Consider the following 20,319-nt stretch of genomic DNA (forward strand, 5'->3'; position numbering starts at 1 on the left):
GGATCATCGCGCGTAAACGTCAGCCCGTAGCCAGTGCCTTGACCCCATCGGCGACGAATTGCACCGAAAGCGCTGCCAGAAGCACCCCCAGAAGCCGTGTCAGGATGGCGCGCCCGGTTTCGCCAAGCAGCCGGTCGAGACGGTTGGCAACGATTAAGGCCGCGAACAGCGCGATCATCACCACGAGCAAAACGCCAATCAGCCCAACCCGTTCCAGCGGTTTCGGATGTGTTGAGGACAGAAGAACGATCGCTGAGATGGAGCCTGGGCCGGCAATGAGCGGTATGGCTAGCGGGAAAGCGGCAATGTTGCGTATCTGGTCCTTTGTTACGGCCCGTTTGGCGCTTTCTTCCCGGCGCTCCTGCCGTTTCTCGAAGATCATCTCGAAGGCAATCCAAAACAGGAGCAGTCCTCCGGCCACCCGGAAGGCAGGAATCGTAATTCCAAACATCTTCAATATGCCGGAGCCGGCGATCGCAAATATCGTCAATATTATGAACGCGGTGATGCATCCCCTGAGCGCGACCTGGAACCGCTCCGCCTGACTCATGCCAACCGTCAGGGCGAGAAAAAGCGGTGCATTGCCCGGCGGGTCGAGCATGACCATGAGCGTTACAAATGCATTCATCAGCGGATCAATCGATGCCATGGCGGCCTCTGTTAGAGCGAGAATCAACAGTTGACGAACGACGGAATACGGCAAATTCGCCGGCTCAAAATCACCGTAATACGGGCGATTGGCCGCGATTGTGCCACACTCTTCGCGCTTTTGTGCGAGGCGGCGGAAAGATATATATTTAAACGCTTGTTTTCACTAAGAAAAAACGCATCAAATGTGACGTTTCTTAATTGGCTTTTGCCGCACTGATCGTCTATAAATGGCGCAACTGATTCTATACAAATTGACGGGCATTTTATTTGTCAGAACACGATAATTCGATGACGCCTCCGTCCGATCCTCCGGGCATTGAACCAATCTCCATCATGGAGGAAATGCAGCGGTCCTATCTCGACTACGCCATGAGCGTGATCGTTAGCCGCGCATTGCCCGATGTCCGTGACGGATTGAAGCCGGTTCACAGGCGAATTCTCTATGCCATGCATGAGGGCGGTTTCCACTGGAACCGCAAATATGTGAAGTCGTCCCGCATCATCGGTGACGTCATGGGTAAGTATCACCCCCATGGCGACCAGGCGATCTACGACGCCATGGTGCGCATGGCGCAGGATTTTTCCATGCGCGTGCCGCTCATTGACGGGCAGGGCAATTTCGGATCAATCGACGGCGACCCGCCGGCGGCCATGCGGTATACGGAATCGCGCCTTGCAAAGGTCGCGCACGAATTGCTCGAGGACATCGACAAGGATACCGTCGATTTTCAGGAAAACTACGACGCGTCAGCCAGGGAGCCGCGGGTCATTCCTGCCCGTTTTCCCAATCTGCTCGTCAATGGCGCGGGCGGCATCGCCGTCGGCATGGCCACGAACATTCCGCCCCACAATCTCGGTGAGGTGATCGACGGCTGCATCGCGCTGATCGACAATCCGTCGATTGAGCTTGCCGAACTGCAGCAGATCATTCCGGGACCGGATTTTCCCACCGGCGGCCTCATTTTGGGGCGCTCCGGCATCCGCTCGGCCTATGAAACCGGCCGTGGCTCCGTCGTCATGCGCGGCAGGGTCGACGTCGAGGAGATACGCGGCGACCGCGAAGCCCTGATCATCACCGAGGTTCCTTATCAGGTAAACAAGGCATCGATGATCGAGAAGATGGCCGAACTGGTGCGCGACAAGCGCATTGAAGGCATTTCGGACATCCGCGACGAGTCAGACCGCGATGGATACCGTGTCGTCATCGAATTGAAACGCGACGCCGTGGCTGATGTGGTGCTCAACCAGCTTTACCGTTTCACGCCGCTGCAGAACTCCTTCGGCTGCAACATGGTTGCGCTCAATGGCGGCAAGCCGGAGCAGATGACCCTGCTGGACATGCTGAGGGCGTTTGTCGCCTTCCGTGAAGATGTCATCAGCCGCCGTACCAAATTCCTGCTGAACAAGGCGCGTGACCGAGCGCATGTACTGGTCGGTCTGGCAATTGCGGTCGCAAATATCGACGAGGTGATCAATCTTATACGCAAGGCGCCCGATCCCGGGACAGCCCGTACGCAGTTGATGGAGCGCCGCTGGCCGGCAAAGGACGTTGCGCCGCTCATCGTGCTGATTGATGATCCGCGCCACAGGATCAATGAGGATGGAACCTATAATCTGTCCGAAGAACAGGCACGTGCTATCCTCGAACTGCGCCTTGCACGCCTGACAGCACTTGGCCGTGACGAGATCGCCGACGAGCTCAACGAGATCGGCGCCGAGATCAAGGAATATCTCGAAATTCTGGCCTCCCGTATTCGCATTCTGGAGATCGTCAAGACTGAGCTGACCGATGTTCGTGAGGAATTTGCCACACCGCGCCGCACCGAGATCACCGAAGGTGGCGCGGATATGGACGATGAGGACCTCATTGCGCGTGAAGATATGGTCGTCACGGTTTCGCATTCTGGTTACATCAAGCGCGTGCCGCTTGCGACTTACCGGGCTCAGCGGCGCGGCGGCAAGGGACGATCCGGCATGTCGACCCGTGACGAGGATTTTGTCACGCGTCTGTTTGTTGCAAATACCCACACGCCCGTCCTGTTCTTCTCCTCGCGTGGCATCGTATACAAGGAAAAGGTCTGGCGCCTTCCAATAGGCTCCCCGCAGGCACGCGGCAAAGCGCTCATCAACATGCTGCCGCTCAAACAGGGAGAACGCATCACCTCGATCATGCCGTTGCCGGAAGACGAGGAAAGCTGGAGCCAGCTTGATGTCATGTTCTCGACCACCCGCGGCACTGTCAGAAGGAACAAGTTGTCGGATTTCGTGCAGGTCAACCGCAATGGCAAGATCGCCATGAAGCTGGACGACGAGAAGGACGAAATCCTCAATGTCGAAACCTGCAGCGAGCATGACGACGTGCTTTTGACGACCGCGCTGGGGCAGTGCATTCGCTTCCCGGTGACCGATGTGCGAGTCTTTGCCGGCCGCAACTCGATCGGCGTGCGCGGCATATCGCTTGCAGATGGCGACAATGTCATCTCCATGGCGATCCTCACGCATGTTGAAGCAACACCGGCCGAGCGCGGCGCCTACATAAAATGGAGCCGCGCCGACGATGTGGAACTGGTTGGAGAAGACGCGTCGGCCGGTTCGGGAGAAGAACCGTTTACCGAAGAACGGGCGCTTGAGTTGCAGTCTCGCGAACAATTCGTGCTGACCGTCAGCGAAAAGGGTTATGGCAAGCGTTCGTCATCGTATGACTTCCGCATTTCAGGCAGGGGCGGCAAGGGCATCCGGGCGACCGATACCAGCAAGGTGGATGAAATTGGCCCGCTGGTAGCCACATTCCCGGTCGAGAATGAAGATCAGATCATGCTGGTTTCCGATGGCGGGCAGCTCATCCGTGTACCGGTAGACGGTATTCGCTTTGCAAGCCGGGCAACCAAGGGTGTGACGATTTTCTCGACGTCCAAGAAGGAAAAGGTTGTTTCGGTAGAGCGCATCAGTGAACCGGAAGACGACGAGGAAAACGGAAACGGCGAAGAAATCGTCGTGGAAGGCGGCGCTGTTTCGGAGGGTTCTGCCGAAGGAAATGGAAGCGAAGAATAAAAAAATCCGGATGGTAAGAGCCCATCCGGATTAGTGGGGGACTTGATTGGAGGTCATTGAGTCCCTGGGTATATTCAAAGCAGTACGGTTATCTTTTCGTCCGGCTGCGCGCCCTTTCAGTCGCTTCGACCTGTTCGCGATGCATAGCCATCATAGCCGCGCCCATGGTCGCCAGAAACATCGAGGCGATCAGAACCGCAAGAACCGTCAGCGCTGTAATCATTTTTGTCTCCTTGATGTCATATGCCGAATGATCATCTAGTGCACATATGCGCCCTTGACACTTGATATGGTGCCTCTGGCGGCAACCTTCAATGCTATCAATTGCGATGTGATCTTTTGGCCCGCCTTGCACACGGCCTTGTGATCACCGGCTAACGACTTGATTCCCCTCCGAGCCGCTCAGTTGCGGATGCGATTTCTGACTGGCTGACGCTCGCCCGACGATGATGCCAGAGCAATCGCAGCGGCAATGCTGATCGTAACGAAAAGCGTAGCAACGAATAATAAAAAGAGCATTGTCATTTCCTCTCGAATTGTCTCGATTAATTTAGGAAATGGTCTCTGAAGCACGCCTGAAACCGCCGTTCAGGCTGCATTCATGTGATTTGCACGGCCTCACGCCGCCCTTAGGGGAGTTGCTGGTTTGTTTTGCTTGCACCATCGGCTGGGGCATGACAAAAGCTGTTCGGTATAGGTCCGCTGAACGGGCCGAGAATTGCGAGATGCCCATGCCGATTGCATTTTATCCCGGATCCTTTGATCCGATAACCAATGGTCACTTGGACGTATTGATCCAGGCGTTGAACGTCTCGGATACGGTTGTTGTCGGCATCGGAATTGAGGCATCGAAAAAACCGCTATTCACGTTCGATGAGCGCGCTGATCTCATCAAGGAGTCGCTCGCAGACATCGTTCCCGGCCAGGAAGACCGGGTTTCCGTGGTTGCTTTTAGCAACCTGGCTATCGATGCGGCACGCAAAGCCGGTGCCACGATACTGATGCGGGGGCTGCGTGACGGCTCCGATCTTGACTATGAGATGCAGATGGCTGGTATGAACCGCGAGATGGCGCCGGAAATTCAGACTGTGTTTTTGCCGGCAAGCCCGCTTAACCGGCCCATTACTGCCACATTGGTACGGCAGATCGCGGCTATGGGTGGTGATGTGAGCGCATTTGTACCGGCGCCGGTGCTTGCTGCCCTGAAGGAAAGACAATCCTGAGCGAACCGCATTGACCGGGTTCACAATAGCCGTTTCGAGGACTTACGGAGTTATCATGAAATTTCTCAGACCATTGGCCGTCGCGGCCATGATTGCCGTCGGCCTGCTTTCTTTTGCACACGCCGAAATCGATCCGGAAAACAAGATGACCATCACGTTGAAAGACGGTGACGTGGTGATAGAGCTGCTGCCCGACGTCGCTCCCGAGCATGTCGCGCGCATCAAGGAGCTTGCCAACGCCGGAGAATACGACAATGTCGCTTTCCATCGCGTGATTGAAGGCTTCATGGCCCAGACGGGCGATGTCGAATATGGTGACCTCGAAGGAGGTTACAATGCACGCCTGGTCGGAACCGGCGGTTCGAGCGAGCCGGATCTGAAGCAGGAGTTTTCAGATATCGCGTTTGAAAAGGGTGTCGTCGGAATGGCGCGTTCCAGCAATCCCAATTCCGCGAATTCGCAGTTCTTCATTATGTTTGACCGCAGCGCCAACCTCGACGGCGGATATACCGTATTCGGCCGTGTGGTTGACGGCATGGAACATGTAGACAATATCAAGCGCGGAAACAGGGCTGCCAATGGCGCTGTCCAGAACCCGGATCGGATGATTAAGGTTCGGGTCGGCGGATAGACAATAAACAGGAGATCACAATGGCCGACTACAAGGACCCGGAAAACACCATCGTCATGGAAACCAGCAAAGGCAAGATCGTTATCGAACTGCTGCCTGACCTGGCGCCGAACCATGTCGCGCGCATCAAGGAACTTTCCCGTGAAAATTTCTACGACGGTATCGTTTTTCATCGGGTTATCGATGGGTTTATGGCCCAGACCGGCGATCCGACCGGAACCGGCATGGGCGGCTCGGACAAACCCGACCTTCAGGCCGAATTCTCCAATTTGAATCATGTGCGCGGAACCTGCTCGATGGCCCGCTCGCAAAATCCGAACTCGGCCAATTCGCAGTTCTTCATCTGCTTTGACGAAGCGCCATGGCTTAACCGCCAGTACAGCGCCTGGGGTCAGGTGATAGAGGGCATGGATGTCGTCGACCAGATCAAGCGCGGCGAACCCGTACAGGATCCAGACAGCATCACGACGATGCGTGTTGCTGCTGACATCTGACAAAATCGCTATTAAACAATGCAGCGCCCGTTTCATCAGAAGCGGGCGCTGATTTTTTGAAGAGCCCGAGCGACCGAATGCGTGTTGACCTGTTTGATTTCGAACTGCCCGAGAGCGCCATTGCATTGCGCCCCGCGGTACCGCGCCATAGTGCAAAGCTATTGGTTGTCGATCCGTTGAAAGGGGTGTCGGACAGCAGTGTCATCGAACTTGAAAAATTCCTGCGACCCGGCGATGCGCTGGTATTGAATGATACCAAGGTCATCCCGGCGCAACTTGAAGGCACAAGGCGGCGCGAAACAGCGGAAGGAGAGGCGGTCTCGCACATTTCCGCAACGCTTCATATGCGAACCGGGCCAGACCGCTGGAAGGCCTTTGTACGGCCGGCCAAACGCATGAAAGTCGGCGACCGGTTCAGTTTCGGCTCGCAAAACGATGTCTGTTTCGGCGCAAGCTTGGACGGTGCGATCGTAAGCAAGGGCGACGCCGGCGAGGTGGAACTGAAATTCGACTTTTCAGGCGCCGCGCTCGATCACGCGATCCTGTCGAACGGTCATGTGCCCTTGCCGCCATACATCGCCTCCAAACGCGACGATGACGATCGCGACCGTAAGGACTACCAGACCGTCTATGCGCGCGAGGAAGGGGCTGTCGCAGCTCCCACAGCCGGCCTGCACTTTACCGACGAACTTTTCGAGCGCCTGGAAAATGCGGGTATTGAACGTCATTTTGTGACACTGCACGTCGGTGCCGGCACGTTCCTGCCTGTCAAGGCGGACGACACGGACGATCACGTCATGCACGCCGAAATCGGTGAAGTGCCCGCAGAAACAGCTGCCGCACTAAATGCTGTCAAGGCGAGGGGGGGACGTATTGTTTCGATTGGAACGACATCGCTGCGGCTTCTTGAAAGCGCCAGCGACGATGATGGAACACTGCAGCCCTGGAGCGGTGCCACCGATATCTTCATTACACCGGGCTATCGCTTTCGCTTTGTCGATATGCTGATGACCAATTTTCATCTGCCGCGATCCACGCTTTTCATGCTGGTTTGCGCATTTTCCGGCTACGACGTGATGCAGAACGCCTATCGCCATGCGATAGAAAGCGGCTACCGGTTCTATTCCTACGGCGATTCAAGCCTGTTGATGAGAGCGGACGAGAAAAACACATGACAACGAATTTTCAGTTTTCCGTCCTTGCCGAAGACGGCAGCGCGCGCCGCGGCTCAATCACCATGCCACGCGGTGAAGTCCGCACGCCTGCCTTCATGCCGGTCGGAACCGGCGGCACAGTTAAAGCGATGTATATGGACCAGGTGCGGGCGCTTGGAGCAGATATTATTCTGGGCAACACCTATCACCTCATGCTTCGGCCGGGTGCCGAACGCATGGCGCGCCTTGGCGGTTTGCATGAATTTGCACGTTGGCCACATCCGATCCTGACGGACTCGGGCGGGTTTCAGGTCATGTCGCTGGCGGGCCTGCGCAAGATTACCGAACAGGGTGTGACCTTCCAGTCGCATGTCGATGGCAGCCGTCACGAGATGTCGCCGGAGCGTTCCATTGAAATCCAGGGGCTTCTCGGCTCCGACATCCAGATGCAGCTCGATGAATGCGTGAGGCTTCCGGCGGATGAAAGCGCCATCGAGAGTTCGATGGAGATGTCGCTACGCTGGGCGGAGCGCTGCAAGGAGGCCTTCGGCGACCAGCCCGGCAAGGCAATGTTCGGCATCGTTCAGGGCGGTGACATTCAGCATTTGCGTGAGCGTTCGGCACTGGCGTTGAAGGACATGGATCTGAAAGGGTACGCCATTGGCGGGTTAGCCGTAGGCGAGCCGCAGGACGTCATGTTGGACATGCTCGACATAACCTGTCCGCTGCTTCCGCAGCACCGGCCGCGCTATCTGATGGGGGTCGGAACGCCCGACGATATTCTCAAGTCCGTGGCGCGCGGTATCGACATGTTCGACTGCGTCATGCCGACGCGAGCCGGCCGGCATGGTCTAGCTTATACGCGCCGCGGCAAAGTAAACCTGCGCAATGCCCGTCACGCCGAGGATACGCGTCCCCTCGACGAACGATCGGATTGTCCCGCCGCGCGCGACTACTCGCGCGCCTATCTGCATCATCTCGTGCGATCGAATGAAGCGCTTGGCGGCATGCTGCTAACCTGGAACAATCTGGCCTATTACCAGTATCTCATGCAGGGCATCCGCGATGCCATTGAAGCCGGGCGTTACACCGAATTCATGACGCAGACCCAGGCCGAATGGGAACGCGGTGACCTCGATCCCGTATGAACCCATTTCCTATTTCAGCCGTTCCGCATGCCATCGCAGATGGTCATCCATGAAGCTTGAGATGAAGTAGTAGGAATGGTCATACCCTTCCTGAATGCGCAAAGTCAGATCAATGCCGGCATCCTTGCAGGCATTTTCGAGCAACCATGGGCGCAGTCCGTCTTCCAGGAACCCGTCGGCGCCACCCTGGTCGACGAGGAATTCTGGGAACTTTGCGCCGTCTTCGATGAGCGCGCAGGCGTCATGGGCGCGCCAGACCCTTTCCTCATCGCCGAGATAGGCGCCAAGAGCGTTTTTTGACCAGTCTGCCGTCATCGGATGAACAATCGGCGCAAAGGCTGAGCAACTTTTGAAGCGGCCCGGGTCTTTCAGCGCCACCGTCAGTGCTCCATGACCGCCCATGGAGTGCCCGAAGATTGCCTGCCGGCCCATATCGACGGGGAATTCGTCTGAAATGAGAGCCGGGAGTTCCTCGGTGACATATGTGTACATGCGGTAGTTGGCGACCCACGGTTCCTGCGTCGCGTCGACATAAAATCCCGCGCCCTTGCCGATCTGCCAGTTGTCGGCCACATCGGCGACATGATCGCCCCGCGGGCTCGTGTCGGGGCAAACGATAATCAGGCCAAGTTCGGCTGCCAGCCGGCGGTATTCACCCTTCTCCATGACGTTGGCGTGCGTGCAGGTCAGACCGGAGAGATACCAGACAACCGGGCAGGGACGTTTAGCCGCCTGAGGCGGCACAAACACGGCAAAGGTCATGTCGCAGGAACAGCTTTCCGACGCATGTGTGTATACGCCCTGGATGCCTCCAAATGCCTTTACTTCAGATACAGTTTTCATGAAGCTCCATATCCTTTTGATATATATGAGTATTATCTGTCCAGATAGAGTTGAAAGTTGGTCCGCTTGACCCGCGATGTGATCTGCAGTTCCCGGAGTGGTCCGGCTTCGATCTTATCGAGAAAATCCGAAACTGCCGAATGATCCTGGGGTGTGACAGAATGCAATTGATCTGTTACGTGCTGCAGCATCCACTGGGCATAGGGAAATATCGCTCTTTGTCCTGTGGCCTCGCCCAGATTGAATTGATGAAAACCGATGGCACGCGGCAGCTTGTTATCGGCCGCGTTTGCTGCGAATTGCTCAACCTGCGCAACCGTATCGACGAGAACCGGCAGTTGCTCGCGCATGGCACGCTTCAAAATCGGCAGTAAAGTATCCGGAACCGTATCAATGTCACTGTCCAGGGCTTTCCCGCGATCTTTGCCATCGCGCAAGCATTCTACCCAGCGGCACACATTCGGTGCCCTTTGCTTCATTATCTCGCCGGATTTCGGGTCGCGGTACATATGTGCATAGAGCGGTCCATAAAGTCCGAAATCGCCAAGTGTTGGCGCTGAACCCAACACATAGTCATGCGCGGCGAAATGATGGTCCAGTTCATCGAGAAGGGCCAGATAACTGTTTTCGATTGCTTGCCCGGTGGTTTTGTCGATTCCGAGTGCGGGCAGAGCGCCGGCAAACGGCCCGGCAACACGCTCGCCGACGTTGCGCTGCTCGTCGGGCGTGGCATCGGGTGCAGCCAGTGCTCCAAATTCTGCGATCGCAAAATCCCGGTTGTAGTTCCAGCGATAGTGCATCGCGGGCAATACCAGCCATTCGTCTCCGTATAGCTCAAGAAGCAGCGAGGCGAGAACCGGGGTTGGCTTTTTCGGCAGCACCGGCGGTTCGGGATACAACTCTTCAATATACCGGATTATCTCGGTCGTATCCTGCAGGAAAGTACCGTCCTGCAGCTCGACAACGGGGATAACCGGCCAGCCGATATTGGGCAGAATCTTGCCTACATAGATTTCGCGACTGGCTTGAATTTCCTCAAAATCAACGCCCTTCCAGTTGAGATAGGCGCGCAGCTTGCCGGAGAAATAGGAGACTTCGGCACCATACATTATCATGATTGCTGCTTTCTGATCTTTTGCCGCACAAGCCTGTCGAGAGCCTGAAGGAACCTTGACCGGTCCTGTGGTGAGAAGGCGGCATTCCTGCCGCTGATTTCTCCGGATTCGCGCAGATGCTGGTTCAGATTACGCATCGCCGTCGCCATGCCGATGCTGGCGCTGTCGAACAGCCGTCCGGTCGGTCCCAGCGCCTGCGTTCCCTTTTCGACGCAACGGCCCGCCAGCAGAATGTCGGCGGTTACGATTATGTCCCGCTCCCCGACATGTTCGACGATCCAATCGTCTGCAGCATCAAACCCGGACGAAACCACAACATTGCGGATCATAGGGTCGCGTGATGGGCGCAAACCGCCATTGGCGACGAACGTCACGGGCAGACCATGCCGTTCGGCCACTTTCAAAATCTCGTTTTTTACCGGACATGCGTCCGCATCAACGTAGATAGTCGGCTGTTCGTCCATTCCCCGGTCAGTAGATGACCACAGAACGGATGGATTCCCCGGCGTGCATGAGGTCAAAGCCCTTATTTATCTCGTCGAGGCTCAGCGTATGCGTGATCATGGGATCGATATCGATCTTGCCCTGCATGTACCAGTCGACGATCTTGGGAACATCTGTCCGGCCACGTGCTCCGCCGAATGCGGTTCCGCGCCAGGAGCGGCCGGTAACGAGCTGAAATGGTCGGGTGGAGATTTCCTGTCCGGCACCCGCAACGCCGATAATGATCGATTCGCCCCAGCCCTTGTGGCAGCATTCGAGTGCATCGCGCATCACCTTCACATTGCCGATGCATTCGAAGGAATAGTCGGCGCCGCCCTTTGTCAGATCGACGAGGTAGGGAACAAGGTCGCCTTCCACTTCGGACGGATTGACGAAGTGCGTCATCCCGAACTTCTCGCCCCATTCCTTTTTGGAATTGTTCATGTCGACACCGACGATCATTTCCGCGCCAATGAGGCGCAGGCCCTGGATGACGTTGAGGCCGATGCCGCCGAGGCCGAATACAACGGCCCGGCAACCGGGTTCCGCTTTGGCTGTGTTTATCACGGCGCCAATGCCGGTGGTCACGCCGCAGCCGATGTAGCAGACCTTGTCGAACGGTGCGTCAGGATTGATTTTCGCCAGCGCGATTTCCGGTGCCACAGTGTAATTCGCAAAGGTGGACGTGCCCATGTAGTGGAACACTTTTTCACCGTTTACCGAGAACCGGCTTGTTCCGTCCGGCATGAGGCCTTGCCCCTGGGTGGTGCGAATTGCCTGGCACAGATTGGTCTTGGGATTGAGACAATACTCGCACTCTCGGCATTCCGGCGTATAGAGCGGGATGACATGGTCGCCCGGTTTCAGCGTGGTGACACCGGCGCCCACCTCACGCACGATACCCGCGCCCTCGTGGCCCAAAATTGCAGGGAAAATGCCTTCCGGATCCGCACCTGACAGCGTGAATTCGTCGGTGTGGCAAATCCCGGTTGCCTTGATCTCGACCAGTACTTCGCCGGCCTGAGGGCCCTCGAGTTGTACGGTAGTCACTTCAAGTGGTTTACCGGCTTCGACAGCCAGCGCAGCGCGCACGTCCATATATTCCTCCCTGGGGTCTCGTCAGTTTATTCTAACCCGCACGATACACTGTCAGAGCGTGCGTGCGCCCTCAATATACCTGTTTCAAAAAAACGGCATAAGTTTTTCAAAAAATTATTCGATAATCTCCCTCGATACGCGCGCGGCCTCAACCTCCAGGGCCTCGATCATCAGCCCCATGGAATCATGTGTCTTCTTCAGTTTGGAAAGTTGGGTGATCAGCACCCGCATTTCCGAACTGACGACCGGCGCGCTCGGTGATTCGCCGATGCCGTTCAAAAGCCAGGTGGGAGAAACCCCGAGAACCCCTGCAAGCATCGTTACCCGGTTTGCGCGCGGTTCCGAGCGGTCCGTCTCCCAGGCGTGCACGGTATCGGTCTTGACGCCGAGCCTGCGGGCAAGTTGCGAGGTGGTCAGGTCGAGGGCATCGCGTGCCCTGGAAATCCGGCCGCCCAGCGTATCATAGTCCGGATTTTCGTTTGTTATGTAAGTGGCGGTCGACATATGGTGCTCCTGTTTGAATTGACTCGCCGGCGACACGCTTGGGTCACCCGGCCAGAATCGTTTTGAGGGGAAACTGAGTTGCGCGCACTCGTCGCACACTGTCAGTTGCAATGCAAAGGCGCCTTGCAGGTTCGCACAGGACGCCTGCGTGCGTTTCCGGCGTGCACATGAACGTGGCTGCACACGGGGAAACAGACAGGACGTTTGAAGCCGCGGCCATGATGGCTTTTGCCATGCTGCTCCTGCCGCTGATGGATGCCGCGGGCAAATATCTCGCTTTGTACGAAGGGGTCACGCCAGGCACATCTTCCTTGCTGCGGTTTGCGTTGCAGACGCTTTTTACGCTGCCGGTCATCCTCATTGTCTCAGGTCCCGCTGCACTACGTCCCAACTACTGGGGCGCCAATCTGCTGAGAGGATTATTACTAGGGTGGGCAAGCGCACTGTTTCTTATTTCCGTCAAATATGTGCCGATTGCCGATGCGATAGCCGTATTTTTTGTCGAACCATTCATCCTGACGGTGCTTTCAGCGATCTTTCTGCATGAAAAGGTGCATTGGCCGCGTTGGCTTGCGATCGTGGTCGGGTTTCTGGGCGCGATGCTTGTTATCCAGCCGAATTTTGCAAAGTTCGGCTTCGTGTCGCTGTTGCCCTTGGGCACCGCAACATTGTTTGCGGTTTATCTTCTCCTCAATCGCGTTTTTTCCGCCCGCGACAACGTCTTGGTGATGCAATATGCGGCGGGTATTGGCGGCACCCTTGCGATCGCCGTGGTCATGCCGGCAGGAACATTCCTGCAGTTTGAAGACATTGCCTGGTCAACCCCTCAAACCGGCCTGTCGATTGCCCTGCTGGTTGCTGTGGGGCTGATTTCCGCCTATGGCCATTTGATCATTGTAGCGGCGATGCGCTTTGCGCCGGCATCGCTGCTTGCACCGTTTCAGTATTTCGAGATCGTTTCAGCGGCGGCGGTCGGCTATCTGGTTTTCGGCAACTTTCCGACGCCGTCGAAATGGCTCGGGATAGCGATCATTATCGGCTCGGGCCTGTTCATCCTGTGGCGTGAACAACGCAGGGCAATTCGAAGAAAACGCGAATTTTCAAGGTGAAACCATGCTGCTGAACAACATCCTGCTGGGCTCATTCGTGGTGTCTCTGACGGTCGTGGTCCACACATTCGGTCTGATCGGCGTCGCCAATCTCATGAACCGTGTCGCCGGGCGTCATCCGATTCACGAGTTTCGAAGCAAGGTGATTTCCATGGTTGTGCTTGTCCACGGCCTTCTCGGCGTTCACTCCGTTGAGATCTGGATCTGGGCGGCTGTCTATGAGCTTACCAGCGCGGTGGATCATATCGGTGATGCGCTCTATTTTTCCGCGATTACCTTTTCAACGCTCGGCTATGGTGATGCGCTGATTGATGAAAAATGGCGCCTGTTGGCCGGCATGGAAGGTCTAAGCGGCTTCGTGCTGATTGGCTGGTCGACCGCCTATCTCGTCGCTGCTTCGACCAGGATCGGGCCGTTCCAGGCCGGAAAGCACTTCTAGCGCGCTGTTGGGCCAAATATGTCCTCGAAGGAGGCGCGCAGAGCAAGATCCGCATCTTCCATGGTCACAGGCAGACCGAGATCGACAAGGCTGGTGACACCATGGGCGGTGACACCGCAGGGCACGATCCCCGAGAAGTGTTCAAGGTCCGGCTCCACATTGATGGCGATGCCATGGAAGCTGACCCAGCGGCGCAACCGGATGCCAATGGCGGCGATCTTGTCTTCCGCCGGTGTTCCGTCGGGCAGGGCAGGCCGCTCCGGCCGAACCACCCAGACACCCACACGGTCTTCCCGCCGCTCGCCCTTGATATTCATGCTTGCGAGTGTATCGATCACCCAGGCTTCCAGGGACGAAACGAATGCCCGCACGTCGCAACGACGCCGTTTCAGATCCAGCATGACATAGGCAACACGCTGGCCGGGACCGTGATAGGTGTATTCACCGCCGCGTCCGGTCGAAAAAACCGGGAACCTGTCGGGCGTCAAAAGATCCGATGGCTGCGCGCTTGTACCGGCCGTATAGAGCGGCGGATGTTCGACCAGCCAGACCAGTTCATCCGCATCGCCGTCGCGAATTGCCGCGGCCCGTTCCTCCATGAAAACGACCGCCGCTTCATAGTCGGTCAGACCGCCGGCAACCTTCCAGCGTACCGGAGGTGAACCCTCGGTCGCGAAAAATCCTGATTCGATTTCGCTGCGCTGCATCGGATGTTTATTCCAAGCTTCAATCCATGCCTATGTGGCGCACGGCGCGCATCAGCGCAAGGGGCCGATGCACCAAACCTTCGGCAGCGGCTGGAGCCGAAGTGGCATAGATCTTGGAAGTTAAATGGTGCGGTCGAGAAGACTCGAACTTCCACGGGTTGCCCCACAGCGACCTCAACGCTGCGCGTCTACCAATTCCGCCACGACCGCACGTGGTAGAAGCCGTTACCGGCGCGCCGCATGTACCAAATCGCCATGGGGGACACAAGGGGCTATGACGTTTTTTTGCCCGTCTTGTTTCGGGTAGCGGCAAAGGCTCGGAATCGTTCGCGAAACGCCTTGCCATTGCCGGCACGTGCTGTCCTAATGTCCGAGTGCAATCGGACTGGCCCTCAACTTTACAGTTTGCAGCACGGCCGCTCGCAAATTGCCGGAAGAAGCCAAACCGCAAAGGCGGCAAACATGCGTCAGACAGCAATACCTTTTCATTTTCTGCGCGGAGGCAGCTCGCGCGGCGCCTATTTCCATCGCGATGACCTGCCGGCGCAACGTCATGTTCTTGCCAAGGTGCTGACAGCGGCCTTCGGCTCGGGGCATATGCTTAACATCGACGGAATAGGCGGCGGAGCAAGCGTTACGACCAAGGCCGCGATTCTGTCACCGTCGGCAGAGCCGGATATCGATGTCGACTATTTCTTCGCCCAGGTGTCGGTTGAGGAGCGGCTTGTCGACTTCAAGCCGACATGCGGCAATATCCTGGCCGGCGTTGGTCCTGCGGCAATAGAAATGGGAATTGTGCCGGTGGCTGATGGCGAGACGCGCGTACGCATTCGTGCTGTCAACACCGGCGCACGTGTGGATGCGGTGGTGCAGACACCCTGTGGAGCGGTTCGCTACGATGGTGATACGTCGATTGACGGCGTTCCCGGAACCGCTGCTCCAGTGCGGCTTCACTTCATGAACATAGTGGGCGACATCACCGGCGCCTTGCTGCCGACCGGACAGGCGCGGGAAGAAATCGACGGCATTGAAGTGACCTGCATTGATGTCGCCATGCCGTTATGCGTTGCCCGCGCTGAGGATTTTGGCCTGACCGGCAGGGAGACGGCTGAGGAACTCGATGCAAACCACGCCTTTTATGAACGGATGGAGCCGATCCGTCTGGAGGCGGAAAGACGCATGGGAATCGGTGACTCGCCGACATCTGTCACGCCGAAATTTGCAGTCGTTTCCGCCGCCGCCGGTGAGGGAGACTTTACCGCACGCTATTTCACGCCTTTCCACTGCCACCCGAGCCTCGCCGTTACCGGTGCACAATGCCTGGCTGCGTGTGCTTTGACGCCCGGGTCCGTTGCCGATGGCCTGGTTGCGGCAGAAAGCTCGCCGGCTGATGTGGTTATCGAGCATCCGATGGGCGCGATTTCCGTACATATGGAATTCAAGCGTAGGGGCTCTAGTCTCGATATTCACTCTGCCGGTTTGGTGCGCACCGCGCGATTGATTGCGCGCGGAGAGTTGTTTGTGCCTGGATCCGTGTGGTCATCAAGTTATCAAGCGATAAAAAAATAAATTGCGAGTATAAGAAATCGGCTCAGTTGATTCCGGCAATAATATTATCGGCGTTCATAAAAATGCACGATCCAGCAACCTTACGATAACGGCTAATATATAGGCAGGCTCGGACGTCGCGTTAACTTGCGTTGTTTGCGTATTTTCAGTCGGCAAATTAAATTTATGAAAGATTTTTATATAGATATGAAAAGACATACAAAAATAATATAGAGTTGCCGTCTAACTAATTGTTTCAAATTGGCAACTTGTAACAAATATTGAGAGAGTATTGTGTTGCAATACATTGATAATGGGCGCGCGGCGGGTAAGAATTCACATATAAGTTGTGCCTATTCGGGGGTTTCCTTATGCGCAATAAGATTTTTGCCGGTGTTATGGTGGGTGTCCTTCATGCAACGACAGCATATTCAGCAGACGCAATCGTTGAGCCGCCGCAACAACCGTTAGCGGCTCCTGTGGAGCTTTATGACTGGACCGGGTTTTATGCCGGCGCCTATGCCGGTGGTGGCTGGGGCGACGTGGATTTTTCCTTTCCAACGGTCCCATCGGCTTCAACCACGGATGTTGATGGTGCGCTCGTAGGCGGACAAATCGGTTATAACTACCAGACGGGAAATTGGGTGATAGGTGCCGAAGCGGATATGGCCTGGTCCGGCATTGACGGCTCTTCACTGTGTCCCAATCCGGCATTTAATTGTAACGCCGATATCGATTGGCTGGCCACTGTGCGCGGCCGTGTTGGTTTTGCATCGAATAATTTTCTGATCTATGCCACCGGTGGCTTGAGCGTTGCGGATGTCGACTATGTTGCAACATCTGTAGCTACCGGAGTGCCGTTCGGACCGACGATCAGTGATACCGCGACAGGTTACAATGTCGGTGGCGGTGCTGAGTGGGGCTTCTATCAGAATTGGTCGGCCAAAATTGAGTATCTGTATCACGACTTCGGAGATACAAATCTGACCGCTGCTTCATTTGGCAGCGCTGGTACGGCTGATCTTGACATGCACACGGTTAAGTTCGGTCTGAATTACCGTTTCAATTTCCTCAATCCATGAATGTTTGAGCAACCTAACCAAATAACCCGGCTCTGGCAGCCGGGTTTTTTTATTGCGGGCATCTATCCCATCATGCGGTAGTGCAGATCGAACATGATCCAGAGCGTTCCGCCAACGAGGATGAAGATCAAAACGATGGCAAATGCGAGCGCCAGCAGGTTCTCACGCGGCGTGGTCTTCAGGTTGAGATGCAGGAAATAATACATGTGCACCAGCATCTGGACGACGGCTGCGACCGCTATGACGACGAGCGTTGTCAGAACCGGAAGAGCGCCGGTCCAGACCAGAGCAAATGGTATGACGGTGAGGATGAGTGCCAGGACGAAGCCGGTCAGATAAGCCCTGTGGGTGTGCGTATCGGTGTGATGCGACTTTTCCATTTAGAGGACCCCCGGCAGATACACGACAGAAAATATTCCGATCCAGACGATATCGAGGAAGTGCCAGAACAATCCGAGCCGATAGAGGCGCGATAAAACGGGATTGCTCAGCCCCTTGACGGCGACTTGGACGATCATCACCGTGATGCCGACAATCCCAAGGCTGACATGCAGCCCATGCGTCCCGACAAGCGTGAAGAATGCGGATAGGAAGCCGCTGGTATCCGGCCCGGCGCCGGACGCAATCATGCCATAGAATTCGACAAGCTCCATGGCGACAAATCCGGCGCCAAATGCAATCGTTACGATCAGCCAGAGGATGACCTGGCCCTTCTGGCGCGACAGCGAGGCGAGGGTCGCGAATCCGAATGTTATACTGGAGAAGAGTAACAGCAGCGTTTCGCCTGCAGTGTGCGTCAGATCGAAAAGCGATTTTGCATCCGGTCCCGATGCAATGTTACGGCTCATGACGACATAGGTTGCAAAGAGCAGTGCAAAGATGATTGCATCGGTCATCAGATAGAGCCAGAAACCAAATTCGCGGTCCTCGAACTCCTCGCCGCCTCCCAACTGCAAAACCGCTTCGTCCTCAACCGTAGGCGTTTCGGCAACTGACATATCAGATACTCCCTGCGGCGGGTTGTTCGCCCGACACGTTTGAGCCGGCTGCGGTCTCATCGGTCGGAATAGTCAATGTCGAGAACTGCCGCTGATTTTCGATTGCCTCGACTTCGGCTGCCGCCATTGTGAATTCATCGTCGTCATTGCTGGCACGAACGATCAGTACAATCACAGATACGACCAGGCAGACGGCCGCCAGCCACCAGATATGCCAGATCATCGCAAAACCCAGCAGGAAGCCCATGGCGCCGAGGATTACACCGGCGCTTGTGTTTTTCGGCATTGCGATGTCTTCGTATTTCGCCGGTTTTTGGCCGACGACACCGCGTCGCTTCATGTCGGCGAAAGCGTCGAGATCCTCCACCTGCGGAATGACGGCAAAGTTGTAGGATGCCGGGGGCGAGGATGTTGCCCACTCCAAGGTACGGCCGTTCCAGGGATCGCCGGTCGCATCGACGGCCTGGGCGCGGTCACGCACGCTGACCACCAACTGCATGACGATGCAGAAGATGCCTATGAGCACAAACACGGCGCCGATTGCGGCGACCACCAGATAAGGCTGCCACTCCGGTACATTATAGTGCTCCATGCGGCGCACCATGCCCATGAACCCGAGCACGTAGAGTGGCATGAAGGCCAGATAGAAACCGATCAGCCAGAACCAGAAAGCCCTGATGCCCCATGTTTCATTGAGCTTGAAGCCAAAAGCCTTGGGGAACCAGTAATTCATGCCGGCAAAGTAGCCGAACAGTGCACCCGGTATCAGCACGTTGTGAAAATGTGCCACCAGGAACGTCGAATTGTGCATCAGGTAATCCGCCGGCGGCAGCGCCAGCAGCACGCCGCTTATGCCGCCGATGACGAAGGTCACGATAAAACCGATGGTCCAGTACATGGACGGGTGGAAGACGATGCGGCCGCGGAACATGGTGAACAGCCAATCGAACACTTTCACACCCGTTGGAACCGCAATGACCATGGTGGCGATGCCGAAAAACGCGTTCACATTGGCGCTCGAGCCCATGGTGAAGAAGTGATGCAGCCAGACCGAGAACGATAAGATGCCGATGCAGCCGGTTGCATAGACGAGCGATTCGTATCCGAACAGCCGTTTTCCAGAAAAGGTTGCCACCACCTCGGAATAGATGCCGAAGGCCGGCAGGATCAGGATATAGACTTCCGGGTGGCCCCATATCCAAAGCAGGTTGGCGAAATTCATCATGTTTCCGCCATCGCCATTGGTAAAGAAGTGCATGCCCAAATAGCGGTCAAGGCCGAGTTGAATGGCAACAACAGTCAGTGCCGGGAAGGCGAAGGCAATGAGCACGCTGACCACCAAAGTCGTCCAGGTGAACATGGGCATGCGCATCAGCTTCATGCCCGGAGCGCGTTTCTTCAGGATCGTTACGACGAAATTGATACCGGTCAGTGTGCTGCCGACGCCGCTGACCAGCAGTGCCCACAGCCAGTAGTCGACCCCGACGCCGGGGCTGTATTCGATGCCGGAGAAGGGCGGATAACCTGTCCAGCCCGCTTCCGAAAATTTGCCGACCACCAGAGAAATCAGCACTAGGCCCGCGCCTGCCGCCGTCAGCCATAGGCTGATGGAATTCATGAACGGAAACGCCACGTCGCGTGCGCCGATCTGCTGCGGCGTGACGATGTTGAATAGGCCGGCCACAAACGGCATCGCCATGAAGAAGATCATGATGGTGCCGTGCGAGGTGAATATCTGTTCGAAATGTTCCGGCGGCAGATAACCCTCCGAGTTGAGAGCAACCGCCTGTTGGGCTCGCATCATGATCGCATCGATGAAGCCGCGAATGAGCATAACCAGCGCCATGACGATGTACATGATGCCGATCTTCTTGTGATCGACACTGGTCAGCCACTCTGTCCACAAATAGCGCCAGGCGCCCAGATAGGTCACCAGTATCACGACAGCGAGACCACCGAACACGGTTACCGCAGCGCCGCTCATGGCGACCCAGCTGTAGAACGGCAGAGCATCTATGGTCAGTTTACCGAGCATCTTGGC

At 56.4% G+C, this 20,319-nt stretch carries 21 protein-coding genes and 1 tRNA gene; 10 read left to right on the plus strand and 12 right to left on the minus strand.

All coding sequences use genetic code 11. From position 1 onward, the window contains the following. Nucleotides 1–19: 19 nt before the first annotated feature. Nucleotides 20–649: a MarC family protein gene (locus ABVT35_RS09970; protein ID WP_368466184.1), complete on the minus strand. Its 630-nt coding sequence runs from the start codon at nt 647–649 to the stop codon at nt 20–22. A gap of 290 nt (nt 650–939) precedes the next feature. On the opposite strand from ABVT35_RS09970, the gene gyrA reads away from it, so the two are divergent. Then, nucleotides 940–3,702, plus strand: a complete 2,763-nt coding sequence (gyrA, locus tag ABVT35_RS09975; RefSeq protein ID WP_368466185.1) for a DNA gyrase subunit A — start codon at nt 940–942, stop codon at nt 3,700–3,702. 88 nt (nt 3,703–3,790) lie between these two features. Here the strand turns inward: gyrA and ABVT35_RS09980 are convergent, their stop codons facing one another. Continuing rightward, nucleotides 3,791–3,925: a hypothetical protein gene (locus tag ABVT35_RS09980; RefSeq protein WP_368466186.1), complete on the minus strand. Its 135-nt coding sequence runs from the start codon at nt 3,923–3,925 to the stop codon at nt 3,791–3,793. A gap of 508 nt (nt 3,926–4,433) precedes the next feature. Here ABVT35_RS09980 and coaD point away from each other — a divergent pair. The 5 genes from coaD to tgt all read left to right on the plus strand — a co-directional run bounded on the left by coaD (nt 4,434) and on the right by tgt (nt 8,352). Further along, nucleotides 4,434–4,925, plus strand: a complete 492-nt coding sequence (gene coaD, locus ABVT35_RS09985) for a pantetheine-phosphate adenylyltransferase (RefSeq protein ID WP_368466187.1) — start codon at nt 4,434–4,436, stop codon at nt 4,923–4,925. Nucleotides 4,926–4,980: 55 nt separating this feature from the next. Beyond that, nucleotides 4,981–5,556, plus strand: coding sequence for a peptidylprolyl isomerase (locus tag ABVT35_RS09990; protein WP_368466189.1), 576 nt, complete (start codon nt 4,981–4,983; stop codon nt 5,554–5,556). A 20-nt stretch (nt 5,557–5,576) separates the two neighbouring features. Next, a complete protein-coding gene (locus tag ABVT35_RS09995; protein WP_368466190.1) occupies nt 5,577–6,050 on the plus strand; it encodes a peptidylprolyl isomerase in 474 nt (157 codons plus the stop codon). Nucleotides 6,051–6,127: 77 nt separating this feature from the next. Further along, entirely contained in the window at nt 6,128–7,225 is a 1,098-nt protein-coding gene (gene queA, locus ABVT35_RS10000) for a tRNA preQ1(34) S-adenosylmethionine ribosyltransferase-isomerase QueA (protein ID WP_368466191.1), read from the plus strand. Next, on the plus strand, nt 7,222–8,352 hold the full coding sequence (gene tgt / locus ABVT35_RS10005; protein WP_368466192.1) for a tRNA guanosine(34) transglycosylase Tgt: 1,131 nt from the start codon (nt 7,222–7,224) through the stop codon (nt 8,350–8,352). The genes queA and tgt overlap by 4 nt, the downstream gene beginning before the upstream one ends. A gap of 9 nt (nt 8,353–8,361) precedes the next feature. Here tgt and fghA read toward each other — a convergent pair whose 3' ends face one another. From fghA to ABVT35_RS10030, 5 genes are all read right to left on the minus strand, one after another. Further along, nucleotides 8,362–9,195 (minus strand): S-formylglutathione hydrolase, encoded by an 834-nt coding sequence (gene fghA / locus ABVT35_RS10010; RefSeq protein ID WP_368466193.1) that lies wholly within the window; start codon nt 9,193–9,195, stop codon nt 8,362–8,364. Between the two features lie 32 nt (nt 9,196–9,227). Continuing rightward, entirely contained in the window at nt 9,228–10,310 is a 1,083-nt protein-coding gene (locus tag ABVT35_RS10015) for a glutathione S-transferase family protein (RefSeq protein WP_368466194.1), read from the minus strand. Beyond that, nucleotides 10,307–10,774 carry a YaiI/YqxD family protein gene (locus ABVT35_RS10020; RefSeq protein WP_368466195.1) on the minus strand — a complete coding sequence of 156 codons (468 nt, stop codon included), beginning with the start codon at nt 10,772–10,774 and terminating at the stop codon, nt 10,307–10,309. Before ABVT35_RS10020 ends, ABVT35_RS10015 begins: the two co-directional genes overlap by 4 nt. Nucleotides 10,775–10,781: 7 nt before the next feature. Further along, nucleotides 10,782–11,891, minus strand: coding sequence for an S-(hydroxymethyl)glutathione dehydrogenase/class III alcohol dehydrogenase (locus ABVT35_RS10025; protein WP_368466196.1), 1,110 nt, complete (start codon nt 11,889–11,891; stop codon nt 10,782–10,784). A 114-nt stretch (nt 11,892–12,005) separates the two neighbouring features. After that, nucleotides 12,006–12,395, minus strand: coding sequence for a helix-turn-helix domain-containing protein (locus tag ABVT35_RS10030; RefSeq protein WP_368466197.1), 390 nt, complete (start codon nt 12,393–12,395; stop codon nt 12,006–12,008). 167 nt (nt 12,396–12,562) lie between these two features. On the opposite strand from ABVT35_RS10030, the gene ABVT35_RS10035 reads away from it, so the two are divergent. Beyond that, on the plus strand, nt 12,563–13,504 hold the full coding sequence (locus ABVT35_RS10035) for a DMT family transporter (RefSeq protein WP_368466198.1): 942 nt from the start codon (nt 12,563–12,565) through the stop codon (nt 13,502–13,504). Between the two features lie 4 nt (nt 13,505–13,508). Next, the gene (locus ABVT35_RS10040; RefSeq protein WP_368466199.1) at nt 13,509–13,943 is read left to right on the plus strand and encodes an ion channel; all 435 of its coding nucleotides are present in this window, start codon (nt 13,509–13,511) and stop codon (nt 13,941–13,943) included. Here the strand turns inward: ABVT35_RS10040 and lipB are convergent. Continuing rightward, the gene (gene lipB / locus ABVT35_RS10045) at nt 13,940–14,650 is read right to left on the minus strand and encodes a lipoyl(octanoyl) transferase LipB (RefSeq protein WP_368466200.1); all 711 of its coding nucleotides are present in this window, start codon (nt 14,648–14,650) and stop codon (nt 13,940–13,942) included. The two genes, ABVT35_RS10040 and lipB, sit on opposite strands and share 4 nt — an antisense overlap. Nucleotides 14,651–14,775: 125 nt before the next feature. Then, a tRNA-Leu gene (locus ABVT35_RS10050) sits at nt 14,776–14,860 on the minus strand. 252 nt (nt 14,861–15,112) lie between these two features. Here ABVT35_RS10050 and ABVT35_RS10055 point away from each other — a divergent pair. Then, complete coding sequence (locus ABVT35_RS10055) at nt 15,113–16,219, plus strand: 4-oxalomesaconate tautomerase (protein WP_368466201.1); 1,107 nt, start codon at nt 15,113–15,115, stop codon at nt 16,217–16,219. Nucleotides 16,220–16,569: 350 nt separating this feature from the next. After that, nucleotides 16,570–17,280 (plus strand): outer membrane protein, encoded by a 711-nt coding sequence (locus ABVT35_RS10060; RefSeq protein ID WP_368466202.1) that lies wholly within the window; start codon nt 16,570–16,572, stop codon nt 17,278–17,280. A 62-nt stretch (nt 17,281–17,342) separates the two neighbouring features. Here the strand turns inward: ABVT35_RS10060 and cyoD are convergent, their stop codons facing one another. The 3 genes from cyoD to cyoB are packed head-to-tail and all read right to left on the minus strand — an operon-like array spanning nt 17,343 to nt 20,313. Continuing rightward, the gene (gene cyoD / locus ABVT35_RS10065) at nt 17,343–17,660 is read right to left on the minus strand and encodes a cytochrome o ubiquinol oxidase subunit IV (protein WP_368466204.1); all 318 of its coding nucleotides are present in this window, start codon (nt 17,658–17,660) and stop codon (nt 17,343–17,345) included. Continuing rightward, the gene (cyoC, locus tag ABVT35_RS10070; protein WP_368466205.1) at nt 17,661–18,278 is read right to left on the minus strand and encodes a cytochrome o ubiquinol oxidase subunit III; all 618 of its coding nucleotides are present in this window, start codon (nt 18,276–18,278) and stop codon (nt 17,661–17,663) included. It abuts the gene before it with no gap. 1 nt (nt 18,279) lies between these two features. Further along, entirely contained in the window at nt 18,280–20,313 is a 2,034-nt protein-coding gene (gene cyoB, locus ABVT35_RS10075; RefSeq protein ID WP_368466206.1) for a cytochrome o ubiquinol oxidase subunit I, read from the minus strand. Nucleotides 20,314–20,319: the final 6 nt, after the last annotated feature.

The organism is Hoeflea sp. TYP-13 (assembly GCF_040932035.1).
Classification (GTDB): domain Bacteria; phylum Pseudomonadota; class Alphaproteobacteria; order Rhizobiales; family Rhizobiaceae; genus Hoeflea_A.